Source organism: Candidatus Schekmanbacteria bacterium RIFCSPLOWO2_02_FULL_38_14 (assembly GCA_001790855.1).
Classification (GTDB): domain Bacteria; phylum Schekmanbacteria; class GWA2-38-11; order GWA2-38-11; family GWA2-38-11; genus 2-02-FULL-38-14-A.
Window position 1 is genome coordinate 1 of record MGDH01000025.1, and the last position, 16,454, is coordinate 16,454.

At 37.8% G+C, this 16,454-nt stretch carries 14 protein-coding genes; 8 read left to right on the forward strand and 6 right to left on the reverse strand.

Translation table 11 applies throughout. The features are described from left to right. A partial coding sequence (locus tag A3H37_06795; GenBank protein ID OGL49379.1) for a hypothetical protein occupies window positions 1-2,350 on the reverse strand: 2,350 nt, incomplete at its 3' end. A gap of 609 nt (window positions 2,351-2,959) precedes the next feature. Between A3H37_06795 and A3H37_06800 the strand changes: the two genes are divergently transcribed. After that, window positions 2,960-3,214: an AbrB family transcriptional regulator gene (locus tag A3H37_06800; protein OGL49380.1), complete on the forward strand. Its 255-nt coding sequence runs from the start codon at window positions 2,960-2,962 to the stop codon at window positions 3,212-3,214. Window positions 3,215-3,317: 103 nt separating this feature from the next. Here the strand turns inward: A3H37_06800 and A3H37_06805 are convergent, their stop codons facing one another. From A3H37_06805 to A3H37_06825, 5 genes are all read right to left on the reverse strand, one after another. Beyond that, on the reverse strand, window positions 3,318-4,625 hold the full coding sequence (locus tag A3H37_06805; GenBank protein ID OGL49381.1) for a hypothetical protein: 1,308 nt from the start codon (window positions 4,623-4,625) through the stop codon (window positions 3,318-3,320). A gap of 209 nt (window positions 4,626-4,834) precedes the next feature. Beyond that, on the reverse strand, window positions 4,835-5,434 hold the full coding sequence (locus A3H37_06810) for an adenylyl-sulfate kinase (GenBank protein OGL49382.1): 600 nt from the start codon (window positions 5,432-5,434) through the stop codon (window positions 4,835-4,837). 174 nt (window positions 5,435-5,608) lie between these two features. Further along, window positions 5,609-6,988, reverse strand: coding sequence for a phosphodiesterase (locus tag A3H37_06815; protein ID OGL49383.1), 1,380 nt, complete (start codon window positions 6,986-6,988; stop codon window positions 5,609-5,611). Window positions 6,989-7,014: 26 nt separating this feature from the next. Then, window positions 7,015-8,163 carry a sulfate adenylyltransferase gene (locus A3H37_06820; protein ID OGL49384.1) on the reverse strand — a complete coding sequence of 383 codons (1,149 nt, stop codon included), beginning with the start codon at window positions 8,161-8,163 and terminating at the stop codon, window positions 7,015-7,017. A gap of 77 nt (window positions 8,164-8,240) precedes the next feature. Further along, window positions 8,241-8,456, reverse strand: a complete 216-nt coding sequence (locus A3H37_06825) for a hypothetical protein (GenBank protein ID OGL49385.1) — start codon at window positions 8,454-8,456, stop codon at window positions 8,241-8,243. Window positions 8,457-8,618: 162 nt separating this feature from the next. Between A3H37_06825 and A3H37_06830 the strand changes: the two genes are divergently transcribed. The 7 genes from A3H37_06830 to A3H37_06860 all read left to right on the forward strand — a co-directional run bounded on the left by A3H37_06830 (window position 8,619) and on the right by A3H37_06860 (window position 16,355). After that, the gene (locus A3H37_06830) at window positions 8,619-9,182 is read left to right on the forward strand and encodes a CDP-diacylglycerol--glycerol-3-phosphate 3-phosphatidyltransferase (GenBank protein ID OGL49386.1); all 564 of its coding nucleotides are present in this window, start codon (window positions 8,619-8,621) and stop codon (window positions 9,180-9,182) included. A gap of 92 nt (window positions 9,183-9,274) precedes the next feature. Then, on the forward strand, window positions 9,275-10,120 hold the full coding sequence (locus A3H37_06835) for a pantoate--beta-alanine ligase (GenBank protein ID OGL49387.1): 846 nt from the start codon (window positions 9,275-9,277) through the stop codon (window positions 10,118-10,120). Beyond that, complete coding sequence (locus A3H37_06840; GenBank protein ID OGL49388.1) at window positions 10,117-11,022, forward strand: hypothetical protein; 906 nt, start codon at window positions 10,117-10,119, stop codon at window positions 11,020-11,022. Before A3H37_06835 ends, A3H37_06840 begins: the two co-directional genes overlap by 4 nt. A 6-nt stretch (window positions 11,023-11,028) precedes the next feature. Continuing rightward, window positions 11,029-12,069: a hypothetical protein gene (locus A3H37_06845; GenBank protein OGL49389.1), complete on the forward strand. Its 1,041-nt coding sequence runs from the start codon at window positions 11,029-11,031 to the stop codon at window positions 12,067-12,069. Next, complete coding sequence (locus tag A3H37_06850) at window positions 12,057-14,111, forward strand: hypothetical protein (protein OGL49390.1); 2,055 nt, start codon at window positions 12,057-12,059, stop codon at window positions 14,109-14,111. Before A3H37_06845 ends, A3H37_06850 begins: the two co-directional genes overlap by 13 nt. A gap of 96 nt (window positions 14,112-14,207) precedes the next feature. After that, a complete protein-coding gene (locus A3H37_06855) occupies window positions 14,208-14,921 on the forward strand; it encodes a hypothetical protein (protein ID OGL49391.1) in 714 nt (237 codons plus the stop codon). 9 nt (window positions 14,922-14,930) lie between these two features. Then, on the forward strand, window positions 14,931-16,355 hold the full coding sequence (locus A3H37_06860; GenBank protein ID OGL49392.1) for a hypothetical protein: 1,425 nt from the start codon (window positions 14,931-14,933) through the stop codon (window positions 16,353-16,355). Window positions 16,356-16,454: the final 99 nt, after the last annotated feature.

Sequence of the window (16,454 nt, forward strand, 5' to 3'; positions counted from 1 at the left end):
TACCATTAAAGTCAGTATAGTTAACAGTATCTGTAGTTTCGCCTGGATCTATAGTACCATTCACAGCACTGTCTTTTATCCCATCTTTATCAGTATCCTTGAACCAGTATGGATGGGCACTTGCATCATAGGTAATACCAAAACGGCCAATATCATTTGTATATTTCTTAATCTCTGCAAGAAGTTTTTCTTCCAGAGTTTCTATTTCTCCTATAAGACCTTCCTCTGTATCACCATCGCCATCATAATCTGGAGTAAGAATTGGCCTTATATCCTCAAAATCGCTAATGCCTGTGTGGCATTTTGAGCAATCACTGAGTTCAGGTTCAAATTTATGGTCATCCTCGCCTCTCATGTGACATTTCACACAGGTATTAAGATTTCCTTCGTGGTTAGCAAACTTGTTTGCAAGACCAGCATACTTTTTGCCTGAATACTCATATCCGCCCTGTACATCAGTGCCAAACAGAATTGCTGCAACCGGGAGATAGTGGATATTCGAGAAACTGCTGATATGACCATCTTCACCTTTACTTGTTATGGAAGTATCCACATCCTTTTTAGATGCCCGTCCTCCATGGCATACCATGCAGAGGTTGCTGTCATCGCCAAGGTCAGCAGTTAACCCTGACGGGAATGTAACACTGCTGAGTGTCCTTCTTTCAAATGCGCTGTTTGTATGGCAGGCATTGCAGTAAAGAACCTCATTCTGAGACCCTGTTAGATGAGAGAAGTCGTTGTTGGCTGCGTTATATGTAGCAGGGTCAGCAACATAGTTGGCAAAACCAGTAGCAGTGTGGCACTTCTGGCATGACTGACGATTCGTTGCCTTCCAGTCATAATGGCTCCATGCCTCACCGCCTTTATCACCATGCGGAGATTCTACCCATTGTTCGTTGATTGTAAGGTTGCCACTGTGTTGATTATGACAGTTTAAACACGCAGTTTCACTATCCTTATCTATATTATAGCCCTCAAGAGCAGTTGTAGATGGATCGTCGAAATGGGTATCAGTTATCACCCTTACATCACTACCATAAGTGGTGTTTGCTGTTGAATCATGATATGCAGTAATCTTGGCATCACTTGAATCAAGCAGTTGATGGCAGTTAGTACAGGTGTTGAACTGGGATGATCTTGCCTTTGCTGTTTCTGTGGCAGCAGTTGCTGGCTCTAACAATTCTTCCGTGTTATGGGCATCATGGCATGTCCTGCACTGGACAGCACTAAAATCAGTAAGATTTGCTGCTCCATCAAGTGCGGTAACAAGAGCAGTATAGTCTCCATCTGTATCCTTATACTGTCTTGCACCCTCATCTGTATGGCACTTGGCACACAATGCCTTTACCTCTTTTTTCTCAGCACTTGCATAGACATCATCCTCTAAGGATTTTGCATGTGGAGAAGCTAAATAGGCTTCATAAACACCAGGATCACCTGCTCCACCTGCACCAGCAGGATGATATGTAAGATGACCTTCAGGAAAGTTTTTGTTATGGCACTGTCCGCATTGTGAAGCTGAAGGGTCTTTATAAGGTATTTCTACGGAACCAGGAGACCCTTTGTGCAGGCTTCCAGCACCATGGCACATCTCACATCCAATTACAGGCCTTGCTACCTGCGTAGAATTTGCGGAATCAATCTCACCCGAAGAATTGACAAGCGAAAGTCCTGCAACCTTTTCATTGTCAGTGGAAAATGGTCCATGACAGGCAAGGCAGTAATCTGCGGTTTTACCGGCAAACTCTTCAGCCTGAAGCTCTTCCTCAATTTTCGCTTCATCAGGAAACCCTATGAACTTTGTGTAATCAGTCGGATATGTAAAGCTTGCAGGCGTAAGGAAATCACTGTAGCCATTGTTTTTAAAGCTGGTATCAAAGTAGTTGAAATTTCCATGCGGTCCTTTAAGCCAATTCACATATACTTCCGGAGTGCTTGATTTATGACATGTAACACAGTTATCCATACCTATCTTTTCAAGGACTGGAACTTCAGTTGCAGTAAAGGTAGCAGTTAATATTTTTTTTCTCTTAAAAATAATCTCCTTTGTCTCAGGGGCAAAGGTATAGCCTTCTTTTGTTGGTGTTACAGTGTAAGTCCCTTTAGCAAGCTTCAGGAATTTAACAATACCACTCACAGGAGTAGTTTTTGTCAGAGGTGTTGACAACTTACTACCACTCAATTCAACTGCAACACCTTCCTTTATATCCCCTTGGATTTTGACTACAAGCGTATATTTTATCTGGGCATTAGCTTCTTCTGCGGAAAAAAACACTGCAGAAAGAACGAAAAGAAGGGCTACGAAAAAAGAAACCTCTTTTCTTTTTAATATTGAAATAACTTTTTCCATTTAATTTTCTACCTCCTTATTATTTAATCTAAATTTTAAATATTGAAACGACCTTTTCTATCTATTTTTTCACCTCCTTAATCCAATAAATTTAAAAAAGCCAAACTCACTTTTTTCATTCACTTTTATGAATATGCAAATTTTATGCCAAAAAAAGAAGTTTTTACTCAACTTGCTATAACTAATTGATTTTAAATTAATTCTATATCATTTTTATTATTTTTTTATCAGACATAGAAATCAACTTTTGTCATTTTTGGAAATTATTTATGCCATACTGTCAGCAATGACAATATTCAGAAGAGAAGGGGGACGTTGTTGAAACCTTGCACTTTACTGACAAATAAAGCTTACAGGGGAAAATGGGAATTGTTAAAAAATATCGCTTAGTAAAGGGAAGAAAAGGAAACGGAAGTTTTTAAAATTCATAATAATGTCTTCCAAAGGACTAAATAAGTTAGGATAAAAAAATTTTTTGATACTCTTTCAGAAAGCTATTTATCCCCACATCAATTAGTATTCCATTAAGTTTCTTCTTTGATTTCTACCTTGACATGCAGCCATAAAATGATATATTCTTACTGTAAGATTGTAAGGAGGCAAGGAAATATGCTTGCAAAGAAAACATCAAAAAATCAAATTACACTGCCAAAAGAAATTGCTAAAACATTTCCTGATACTAAATACTTTGATGTATCAGTAAAGGATAAAAAGATAATTCTAATACCAGTCAAAATAATCCCTGCGTATATGACACTTGAAGGCATCAGAGAGAAAATAGAAAAACTTGGTATTGCTGAAGAAGACGTAACCAGGGCAGTGGAATGGGCAAGAAAAAAAAACGCTAAAAAGGATAGTTCTTGATACCAATATACTAATATCCGCACTGCTTTTTAGAAAAATTCAAATCTGTAAGAATTGTTAAGGCTTCAGATTTTTTAAGAGATTTCTGAAAAGTCTTTCTTTGTTACTCAAACTTCTTCAGTATTATCTCTGCCAAATCCGTGATATTGAGGTCGTCTTTGGGTTTTTCACGTGACCAGAAAAAAGCATCATCCCATGTGTGCATTCCTGCAAGTTTTGTTTTCCCGAAAACTTCTTTCTTTGCAACTGAACCCTTGAGGTCAAAACCCGGTTTTGATAGGACAACAAGGTCAGGTCCCTGTCCAACAAAAGGTCCGGAATAAACCTCGTCCCTTAAAAAAACCTTCTCGATAATTTTTTCTCCCTCAAACTTAAGTCCTTCAAGCCTTGCTTTTATCTCATTTTTCAAACCCTCTGCTTCTGCCTTATCAACAGAACCCTTAGGATATTTGCCTTTTATATTGATATAGATTCTGCTCGGGTCAAGGACAAAGGCTTTTGTTTTTTCTGAAATCTGTTCAACTGATTCCGGATTAGGGGAGGTAAATTCAAGGTATCCCTGCTCCTCAAGCCACCTGTTGAGATAGACCTCTTTTTTAATCAGTGTGAAACCATGGTCTGAGAGCATAAAGAACTCGCCCTGCGACGGGTCTCCTCCGGTTTCTTTTTCAAAACGGTCGTAAACTTTCTTTATAAATGAGTCTATCTTCCTGTAGTAATCAATGAACTGATGATGATAAGGATGCCCTTCGTCAAGCAAAGAATCCCACAGGAAGTGGTGGAGCCTGTCAGTTCCTGTTATCACAACCTGAAAATAATCCCATTCCTCCTTTTCCCAGAAAAACTCAACAGCCTTTTCCCTTGCTCTTGTGGTTCTGTCAAGCTCCCTGAAAAGGAAATGGTGGTCTTCCCTTGCCCTTTGAGTGTCTATGTCAATCTGATATCCAATGCCCTTTAATTTTTCTACATATGATACAGGAGTGACTGCCTTAGCCATGTCAATTGCTACAAAGCCTGAAACAAGAACACCATTGATTGCTTTTGCAGGATATGTTGATGGCTGGTTTATCACAATGCACTTTTTGCCTTTTTCTCCCAGCTTATCCCAGAAGGTTGGCGCCCTTAAGTCCTTAAAGGAAGGAAAGGTCATCTTATAGGAGTTTTCCTTGAGGTCAACAAATCCAAAAATCCCGTGTGTTCCCGGATTAGCGCCAGTCATGAAACTTGACCAGCTCACAGAAGAAATCTCAGGCAGGGTTACTTTCATCTTGCTAAGACTGCCTTTAGCTGCAATATCTGCAAAAGCAGGCATTGTTCCATCTCTGACAAAACGCCTGAGAAGCGAGTATGGAACTCCGTCAATTCCTACAACACAGACGCGCTTTTTTTTCTTTCGCTTGAAAAATGCCATTTTTATTTAAATCCAAATTTCAAATGAATGAATTTCAAGAAATAATTATTTTTTAAAAATGTAGAAACAGGTCTTTAGACCTGTTAACAACAGACCTGAAGGTCTGTTTCTACAAAAAGATGACATATATAATTTCTTGTTTCAGCTCTTCAGAACTTCTACTCTTAAAACAGCTTTGAACTTTGAACTTTGTCATTTGACATTTTATATTATATATAACCAAGGTCTTTCAGCCTTGCCTTTATCTTTTCTTCCTCATCTGTGCTATATTCGCTCTCTCCTGAATTTGGAATATAATTCATCAGTTCAAGGGTTCTTAATATCTTTGCAACGCTTTCATCTTCTTTTTCCTTATCTGTCTCAATAAGTATTTCAGGATTAAGCGGCTCTTCGTACGGGTCCGAAACCCCTGTAAAATTCGCAAGCTCGCCTTTCAATGCTTTTTTATATAGACCCTTTACATCTCTTTCTGCCAGAACAGGTATTGGACATTTGCAATAAACCTCAACAAACCTCCCTATGAGCTTCCTGTTGTAATCCCTTATATCTCTGTAAGGAGAGATAGCTGCTGATATTGCCACTACATCGTTGCGTGTAAGAAGATGGCAGACAAAGCCTATGCGTTTTATGTTTGTATCCCTGTCCTCTTTTGAAAATCCCAATCCCTTGCTAAGGTTAGTCCTCACCACATCACCGTCAAGAATCTCAACCCTCATACCTCTTTCAAGAAGAATCTCTTCAACCCTCGTTGAAAGGGTTGATTTGCCTGAACCTGATAAGCCTGTGAACCATAAAGTAAAACCTTTCATTAATTCATTCCTCCTTTAAAATTAACTAATAACCAATAAAATTAACCAATAACTAATAACATATGATTAATGACTAATAACTTCTTCTTCATTTTCTCTCGTAATTATCCACTTGCTGCAACAATCCCTCATAAGTTATATGTTATATATTATTAGTCATATGTTATATGTTAGTTAAATCATTGTCTTCCCAATCATTTCTTTGGGAACTGTTATTCCGAAAAACTGGAGTATTGAGGGAGCTATATCATAGATAGAGTAAACCTCCTTTATCTCCCTGAAATCTTTCTTTGGCAGATTCCAAATGATGATTCCTTCCTGGGCATGGTTGGCATCATCAGGACCTGTGTCATTTTCATAGCTGTAGATTGAACCCATTCCAACTGAACCTGCTGACCGCCAGTCCAGATTTCCAAGATATACTACGAGGTCAGGAGGAACATTGTTGCATTCTTTATATATATCCTCAGGCCTGTGTGCTATCGTATCTATGCGGTTTCCCTTCTCATCAGTCATCGCTTCAAGTTTTGCTTTTATCTCATTGCGGAATTTTTCATAATCCTCCTGAGGTATAATTCCTTCAGGTTCTCTTCCCTTTACATTGAAGAATATTCTCGAATAATAACCGCCTTCTCCCCACGCTTTTGTTCTGCTCCAGTCAATCATGTTCATTTTTAATGAGGTCTGTTTTTTTGGTTCTTCCTTGAGAGCCAGATAACCGTTTTTTATAAGCCACTCATTGATACAGATTGCGCCATGCATTGTCTTTGCGCCGTGGTCTGAAACAATAAGGACAGATGTATCCTTATCTATAAGTTCAAGGGTTCTTCCAATTTCACTGTCAATTGCCTTGTAATAATCAAAAATTGCATTCTCAAAAGGGTTGCCGGGTTGATAAAGTCTGTGTTTTTTATCAGAAAATCTCCAAAATCCATGATGAATTCTGTCTATTCCCATTTCAACAACCATTGCAAAGTCATAGGAATCTTTCTTGTAGAGATGTCTGAATGCCTTGAAGCGGCGTTCTGTCATAATATATATAGACTCAAGGAGTTTTTCTTTCTCATTGGTCCTGAAATCCTCAACATCAATTATGTAATTTCCGTCAGCGGCTTTATCCAGTTCATATTTCAAATCATCTGGATATGTATACTGCACATCTTTATTGGGTGTTAAAAAACATCCCACTATGGCGCCGTTTAAAGGCTTTGGAGGATAAGTCTGCGGGACCCCAATAATCAAAGATTTTAACCTGTTTCTTGAGAGGTGGTTCCAGACAGTTTTTGCCTTTACATAGTTGGCATTTGCAAAATATAAATCTTCATATCCATAACTCTTTCTGTTTCTAAACCCGTAAAACCCGAGCATTCCCGGGTCATAAGAAGTCATCATTGCTGTCCATGCGGGAACTGTAATTGGAGGAATTGTAGACCTGAGCTTTCCATAGATTCCTGATTCAGCAATTTTTTTGATATTTGGCAGAGAATCAAGCCACATATCAAAAAGAAGTTCGGGTGTGGCGCAATCAAGCCCAATCACTAAAAGTTTTTTCATCTATTCATCTCCTGTTTTATCCTCTGTTATTTCTTCATGCTGTCAATCAGAATCTTTGCAACTTCAGGTCTTGTAAACTCAGGAGGAGGTATCTCTCCTTTAGCAAGCATTTCCCTTACTTTTGTTCCGCTTAAAATCATGTGAGACTCTTTACCGTGCGGACAGGTCTTTGTTGATGCCATGTTGTTGCAGGTTTTGCAGAAAAAGCTGTGGTCGAAAAACATCGGTGTTATATCAATTTCAGCAGGATCAAATTCCCTGAATATATAATGCGCATCATAGGTCCCGTAATAATTGCCAACGCCTGCATGGTCTCTCCCCACTATGAAATGGGTGCATCCGTAATTTTTTCTGACAAGGGCATGGAAAATAGCTTCCCTTGGTCCTGCATATCTCATTGCAGCAGGAAAAACTGAAATAGCAACCCGTGTTGAAGGATAATAGTTAGAAAGAAGAACCTCGTAGCATTTCATCCTTACATCAGCAGAAATATCATCTCCCTTTGTATCACCAACAAGGGGATGAATCAGGAGTCCGTCAACTATTTCAAGAGCACATTTCTGCAGGTATTCATGTGCCCTGTGAATAGGGTTTCTTGTCTGGAAAGCAGCTACTCTCTCCCATCCCTTTGCCTTAAAAAGGACCCTCGTTTCCTTAGGGTCAAGGCGATGGTTTAAAAATTTTGTATGTTTTGGCCTGTGCAGAAGGGTTATCATGCCACCAAGATAAACAGTGCCAATTGAATCTAAATACTGAACTCCGGGATGTGCCTTGTCATTTGTCAGCAACACCGCTTCAGCTTCATGTTCTTTATCAACTTCATATTTCTCTTCAAGATGAAGAATTCCAAGAAGATTTTGGTCAGAATCGTACATTGCTATATCTGAACCCTCTTTGTAATCTTCTCCTTTTCCATTTTTGACTGAAAGATTTACTGGAATTGTCCACGGAAGGCCATTGCCAAGTCTTTTCAGGTCAAGTACGTTTATATAATCATTCTTTGTCATGAAGCCTTCAAGGGGGCTCATTGCACCGGTTGCAATCATCTCAAAGTCGCTTATTTCCCTGCTGTTCAAAACGATTTTTGGCATACCGGAAGCCTTGTCCTCAAGTATGTCATGTTCCTTTTCTTCAACAATTCTGTTTACCAGTCTTCCACCGTGGGGTTTAATCATTTTTCATTCTCCAAGCTTTGAGTTTTAAGCTGTCAGCTGTCAGCCATCAGCTTTCAGTTATAAGTTATAAGTTGAATTTATAGGTATCCTAAATTCTTAAGCCTTCTCTTTATCGCCTGAAGTTCATCTGGAGTTAGTTCTTCCTTATCCTTGTTGATTTCCTTCTCGCCTACAAGGTCTCTTAAAACATAAACTATGAAATCAGTAGGAGAATTAAATCCAGAACCTTCAATAAGGCTTTTAATCCTCTTATAAATCACCTCAGGAATCTTTATTGTAACCTTTTTTACCATATTGGACTCCATTAAGACTACATTAATACTCTTATCAGAGTGCTAATGTAGTAACATAATCGGATTTTGTCAACAACAAATTAAAAAAATCTTCTCTCTTGACAAAACCAAATCTGACAAATAATCTTTAATAAAATAAGTAAAAGTAGGCTTTGAAAACAAATGAACTTACCCAATAAAATAACTCTTTCAAGAATCTTCTTGATTCCTCTTGTGGTCTTTTTCCTTCTGTATTCTCCAAAATTATCCATGCATATTATTGCTGCTGTTATTTTTCTTCTTGCATCCCTTACGGATGTAATAGACGGCTATATTGCAAGGAATAAAAATCAGATAACAACTCTTGGAAAGCTTCTGGACCCAATTGCTGATAAGTTATTGACTTCTGCTGCATTAATTTCCCTTGTCGCATTAAGACGTATTCCTGTCTGGGCAGCATGGATAGTGGTTATAATAATCGGAAGGGATTTCTGTGTTTCAGGACTCAGAGCTATTGCAGCAACACAAGGGTTCGTTATCTCTGCAAGTAACCTGGCAAAATATAAGACTATTATAGAAGTCGTAGGCATTCTCATTCTGATTCTTTCCGGAGGGAAAAAGAATTTTTTCTATTTCAGGGAGTGCGGACTGATAGTAATATCCCTCGCTATGGTATTTGCAGTAATATCCGGATTTGAATACTTCAGATGTTTCTGGGAAAAAATTGACCAGAATATTGGGACATGAGTTAAGTTTTTTGGAGACAACATCCGGATTGCTTCGCTTCGCTCGCAATGACGGTCAAAAATGGACTGTTTCAGCAAACTGCGAGTTATATTATGAAAGTAATAAAATCAAAAAAACAGATAAAAAAAACTGTTGACGGGATTAAAAAATCTCATAACACCATCGGCTTTGTTCCCACAATGGGGTTTCTTCACAAAGGGCACATGAGCCTTATCAGCGAGGCAAAAAAGGACTGTGACAAAGTTGTGGTAAGTATCTTTGTTAATCCAATACAGTTCGGGCGGGGAGAAGATTTTAAGGCTTATCCGAGAAAGACAGATTCAGACCTTTTAAAATGCAAAAAAGCAGGAGTTGATATTGTGTTTCTTCCGGAACAGAAAGAGATGTATTCTGAAGGTTTCCAGTCCTACGTAAATGTCCCGAAACTCTCAAACCATCTTTGCGGGATTTCCAGACCCGGCCATTTTGCCGGTGTTGCAACAGCCGTATTAAAACTCCTTAATATAGTAAAACCTGAAAAGGCATATTTTGGAGAAAAAGACTATCAGCAGCTGATAATAATAAAGAGAATGGTCTCTGACCTTGACCTTGACGTCAGGATAGTTAATATGCCAATTATCAGAGAAGAAGACGGGCTGGCAATGAGTTCAAGAAATAAATACCTTGGCAACATTCAGAGAAAAAAAGCAAACATCCTTTTCAGGGCACTTGAAAAAGGAGAAAACATGGTAAAGAAAGGCGAAAAAAATCCTGAGAAAATAATTTCTGTTTTAAAAAAAATGATTCTTTCAGAAAAGACAGGAAAGATTGACTATATTAACATCTGTAATCCCCATACATTGGAAAACCTTGACAAGATAAGCAGTGATGTCCTCATTGCCTTGGCTGTAAAAATTGGCAAGGCAAGGTTAATAGACAACCGCCTTGTAAAAAGATGAACATCCCCCCTATGGATAACTTTTCAGTAACTGTTGCAATTCCCTGTTTCAACGGAGAAAAATATCTTTCAGATAATATTGTCTCTATCCTCAAGCAGTCAAGAAAGCCTGATGAGATTTTAGTGGTTGATGACGGCTCAACAGATTGCTCTGCTGAAATTGCAGGAAATTTTCAGGAGGTAAAGTTAATCAGACACCTCTCAAATCTCGGGCTTGCTGAAAGCCGCAACACAGCTTTAAAGAATGCCTCAGGGGATATCATTGTCTACTTAGATGCAGATATAATAGCTCACCCAAAGCTTTTAGAATCTCTTCTTAGCCAGTATTCATCAGATGATATAGCCGGAGTCGGGGGAAGAGGGATAGAAAACAAATGGGGGATGGGGGGATTTTCAAGAAAAAATGAGGCAAATAATATTTACAACCAATGGAGAAGCCTTCACGCATCTCAGGGGTTTGGTGAAAAGTTCATTGACGGAGTTAGTATGTTATGGGGATTATGCTCATCATACAGAATAGAAGTTCTCAGGATTATAGGAGGGTTTGACAAGATTTACAAAACAAACGGTGAGGATGTTGATATTGGCATTAAAATAAATAATCTCGGATTAAAACTCGTATATACCCCTGATGCAATAGTTTACCATAGACGCGATGATGATTTTGATTCCCTCAGAGAAATGCTCTTTCGTTGGTATTTCTGGGGTTACAAAGCAAAAAGAAAAAACAGAAATCCGGCTTTTGCCAATTATATGAAAATCATATTATTCGCTTCCATAAAAAATATCATCTACGATTTAATAAATAAAAAAAACCCTTCTTTGGCTCTTCTCAGCCTGAAGGCCTCAGGGATTGAACTCAAGGCAACTTTCAGGGCTCTTTGGGAAAACTTGAAAGAATAAAAAAATATGATACCCTTGCAGATAAGCGTAATAATTCCTACTTTTAATCGCTGGGATATTTTACTTCAGTGCATCTCAGCTTTAAAGGAACAAACCCTTGACCCTTCAAGCTATGAAGTCATTGTAATAGATGACGGCTCTACAGATGACGCTTATAAAACATTCATATCCCGGGAAGGGACAAATAACTTTAAGGAAATCAGATTCCCAAATTTAAGGTATTTCCATCAGAAAAAAAATGGACCGGGCAGTGCAAGAAACTTAGGAATCAGGCAAGCAAGAGGAAGAATTCTAATATTTTTAGGCGATGATATCATAGCTTCTAAGAATCTCCTTGAGGAACATCTGCTTTTTCATAAGGAAAAATTTCAAGGAGAAAATTTTGCATGTTTGGGTTATGTTACATGGCCATCAGAGTTCCAATCTACTCCGTTTCTTCATTTTATGGAAAACTGGGGACAGTTTCTTTATGGAAATGTAACCCATGGAGAAGAACTTAATTACAATTATTTTTATACCTCTAACATCTCTTTAAAAAAAGAATTTTTGGATAAAAAGAATCTTTTGCTTGATGAAAACTTCAAATATGCTGCATGGGAAGATATTGAGTTTGGCTACAGACTGGGAAAAGAAGGGCTGAAAATAATCTTCAATAAAAACGCCATAGCCTTTCACAACCACATTCCAACCATAGAATCTGCAATGAGCCGTATGGAAACAAGCGGAAAATCGCTTTTTATTCTTTTGAAAAAATGGCCTGAGTTTGCTAAAAATTTCGGTTTTGTAAAAGCTGAAAAAGGATTTATCCCGCGTCATAGGTTAATAAAATATATTATAAGAAATAAGCTGTCAGTTTCAGCTATGGTTGGATTATTAAAATTATTCAAATCAATCCCTCTTAGTCCCCCTTTACCAAAGGGGGATTTAGTGGGATTTTCATATATAAAGAAAACACAAAATAGGCTCTTAAAAGAGATTTATAAAAACATCCTTTTATTTCACCTTCAGAAAAATTTTGAAGAGGCGCAGAAAAATTGTCAGCTATAAATTTATCAATTGTAATCCCCAACTATAATAACATGGAAATTCTTCAAGGATGTCTGAACGCCATCTATTCCTCCAAAACAAATTTTCCTTTTGAAGTCATTGTCGTTGACAACGGTTCCAAAGACAGCATCAGTGAAATGGTAAAGGAATATTTTCCAGCGGTTAAACTCATAGAAAATGAAGATAATCTCGGGTTTTGCAAAGCTACAAATCAGGGAATTGCGGTCTCAAACGGAGATTTCATTCTTCTTCTTAACAATGACTGTTTTCTCAAAGAAGATTCCCTGAATATAATGCTTGATGTTATTAAAAAGGACCGGACAATCGGCGCGCTGGGATGCAGACTCGTTTACCCCGGCAAAAAACTTCAGCCATCCTGTTATCATTTCAGAACACTTTTCTCAACCTTTGCTGAAGAGTTTTTTTTGAACAGAATTTTTCCCAAAAGCCCTCTGTTTTCAAGACACCCGATGACATACTTTGACCATAGCATAACCAGAGAAGTTGACTGGATAATGGGTTCCTGCATCCTCACAAAAAAATCAATCCTTGACGAGGTTGGCTATCTTGACGAGATGTCATCCACAGGGGATGAAGAACTCTGCTACAGAATAAAGGAGAAAGGGTACAGGATAATATTTTCTCCTGATACGGAAATAATTCATCTCCACAGGCAAACAGCCTTCCCGTCAGGTGAAAAAATTTCCAGCAAATGGATTGCAAAAATGACATTTGAATTTTATAAAAGCGCCTGCCTTTCTTTTGCGCATCGCTATAAAGGAAAAAAACTCGGCTTTTTCATCTGCATAAAAAAAACAGGAGCAATTTCAAGAATAATCCCCTTATGGATTCTTGCCTTTTTTGGCAACGAAAATGATCCACTGCTTTATGGAAAAATAAAAGGGTTCTGGAAAATTATCAAAACAGAAAAAAAATTCTTAAAGGATAATATCTTAAATCAAAAACCGCAGATTCTGATGCTTGGACCTGATTTCAGAGTAAAGGGAGGAATATCCCGCCTTGTTCCTAAATATTTCAATTCAATTCTGGCTGAAAGTTTTAATCTTAAATATCTTCCAACTCATATTGACGGGACTAAAATTCAAAAGTTTTTTATTGCAGTTGAAGCAGTTTTTAAATTTTTCTTGATTCTTTTTCAAAATCCCCCTTCAATAATACACATCCATTTTTCATCAGGTCCATCTTTTTACAGAAAATCGGTATTTGCTTTCATCGCCCGTTTATTCAGAATAAAAACAGTCCTTCATTGTCACGCTTTTGATTTTGATGACTTTTATCAAAAATCCCCTGTTGTCTCAAAACGCTACATAGAGAAAATTCTGAAGTCTGCTGACAGAATCCTTGTTCTCTCCTGTTTCTGGAAAAATGTTTTTGGGCGGATTTCCGGAAGAAATGACATTTCAATAATACCTCCGGCACTGCCAATTCCCCTTCCTGATAAAAGAGAGAAACAGAAAAACTATTTTAAAACTGTTCTGTTTCTCGGAAAACTTGAAAAAAGAAAGGGAATATATGACCTTATTGAAGCTGCAAAAAGTATTCTTGATAAGACACCGGAGACAAAATTTCTTTTTGTTGGAAATGGAGAAATAGAAAAGGTTCAAAAGATATGCAAGGACAAGGGAATTGAAACTCAGGTTATCTGCGCTGGTTGGGCAGAAGAAAATGAAAAATCAGCGTTTCTGAAAGAATCTGACATGCTGGTCCTGCCATCCTACAATGAAGGACTGCCAATGGCAATTCTTGAAGCAATGGCGTATGGTCTTCCTGTTATCAGCACAAGAGTCGGAGGGATCCCTGAAATCATAACCGAAGGAGAAAACGGCTTTTTAATTGAACCGGGGGACATTACCGCATTAAAAAACTCAATTGTCAGCCTTCTTGACAGTGAAAAACTGAGAAAAGAAATGGGTGAGAAAAACAGAAAAAAAATAGAAGAAAGTTTTAATATAAATGATGTTTCGCTGAAGATAAAGAATGAGTATGAAAAGCTTTTAAATTATGAAAAACAACTTAAATAAGATATCGTATTTTATTTATTATCTATAAAAATTTTTACATGGCAACCTTTGAGCAATAAAGTAAATATTTGTGGAGTTAATTTTGATAATATAACAATGGAGGAGTCCCTTTCTCTGATTCAAGGTTCAATAGAAAACAAAACTCCTTCAACACTATTCCACCTCAGTGTTGACTGTGTATGCATAGCAAGCTCTGACAAGGAACTTGATGGAATTTACAGAAAATCCACTCTTGTCTTGCCTGATGGAATGCTTCTTGTATGGACAAGCAGGCTTCTTGGTACTCCTTTAAAAGAAAAAATTTCAGGACCTGACCTTCTCCCGAAAATTTGCGAAATGTCTGCAAAAAAGGACTACAGAATATTTTTATTAGGCGGCAGGGAAGGAGTGGCAGAAAAAGCTGCCCGGGTTTTGCAAAACAGGTATAAAGGATTAAAAATCGCAGGATATAGCCACGGATACTTTAACAAGGAAGGAGCTGAAAATTCCAGAGTCATTGAAACAATACGGGACAAAAAACCTGATATACTTGTAGTCGCGTTCGGAACACCTTTACAGGAAAAATGGATTTTCAATAACTTGGATAGTTTCAACCTGCCCCTCTGCTGTATCGGAGTTGGAGCAGCCATTGATTTCATATCAGGAAACATTCAAAGAGCTCCGGAATGGATGCAGAAAAACGGGCTTGAGTGGCTTTTCAGGCTGGTTTCAGAACCAGGGCGATTATGGAAGCGGTATCTTGTAAAAGATATGAAATTTTTCTATTTGATTTTAAGACATATCATTGATAAGAAGAAAATATATTTATAAAAGAAAATTATGCTAAAACAAGAAAACTGGCTTATAAGCCGTACACTGCAACTTTTTGATTTAATTGTTATCATTGCTTCATTTTTCGTTTCATATTATCTGAGAAATTTTTTGCTCAACAGAGTCTCAGGTGAAATTCTCCCTCTGGGAGCGTATCTTTGGATAATAATTATAATCCTTCCGGTCTGGATAGCTCTGCTTAAAAACCAGAAAATTTTTGGAAGTTTTCACATTGAATCCCCATATATCTTTTCAAAGAAGATATTGAGAATTTCATTTCTCGGAATACTGATTCTCGGAGCAATAATATTCTTATTCCAGAAAAAATACTTCAGCCGTACTTTTATAGTCTCATTCGTCTTTTTAAGCTCACTATCCCTGTTTGCCCTGAAAACTATAGTTCACCTTGTCTTCTCAAGGCTTAAAAGCATTGGCTTTAATCCACGCCACATAATAATTGTTGGAACAGGAAAAGAGTCAAAAGCGCTTGCCAGAATAATTGAAAACCATAAGAAATGGGGGCTAAACATTCTCGGTTTTTTAAAAATAAAAGAAGAAGAAGAAATCGAAGAGAAGGAAATGAAAATATTGGGAAGCGCCAGTGACCTTTTGAGCATTCTTCATAAAAATGTGGTTGATGAAGTGATATTCTGTGTTCCAAAGGAATGGCTTCCTGAACTTGAAGATAAACTCGCGCTGTGCGAGGAGGAGGGGGTAAAAACAAGGCTTCTTGCAGATTTTTATCCAAGAATAATTGCCAAACCGGAATTTGAGGAATTTCACGGCATACATCTTCTCACATTCTCAACAACTCCACAGATGAATTCCGAACTGCTTTTGAAAAACATAGCTGACCGCGTTCTGTCTTCAATTCTCTTAATTTCCCTCTCGCCCATTTTCCTTATTGTCTCAATCCTTATAAAGCTGACAAATCCGGGACCTGTTTTCTTCAGGCAGGTAAGGGTCGGGCTTGCAGGAAGAAAATTCATTCTCTACAAGTTCAGGTCAATGATAGTTGGCGCTGAGGAGAAACTCCCGGGAATTCTGCACCTGAATGAAAGAAATGGACCTGTGTTCAAATCAAAAAATGACCCGAGAGTTACAAAGACAGGCAGGTTCCTGAGGGCAACAAACACTGATGAATTGCCGCAGCTTATAAATGTTTTAAAAGGCGATATGAGCCTTGTTGGACCAAGGCCTCCTCTTCCTGAAGAAGTGGAAAAATACGAAGGATGGCAGAGAAGGAGACTGTCTATGAAGCCCGGCATGACATGTTTCTGGCAGATATCAAGAAAAAGAGAAATGGATTTTTCCCAGTGGATGAAGCTTGACCTCTACTACATTGACAACTGGTCTCTGCTAACAGACCTGAAAATAATACTCTGGACAATCTCAAAAATAGCCTTTGGAATCGGGATTAAACAGATAAAATAGTTTAAAAAAGGATAGTTAAAAAAAGCTTGACAAATATCTCTCTTGTAAGTTAACTTCTCGAAATATTAAAATATTTCTAACATAATCTTATATTGATTT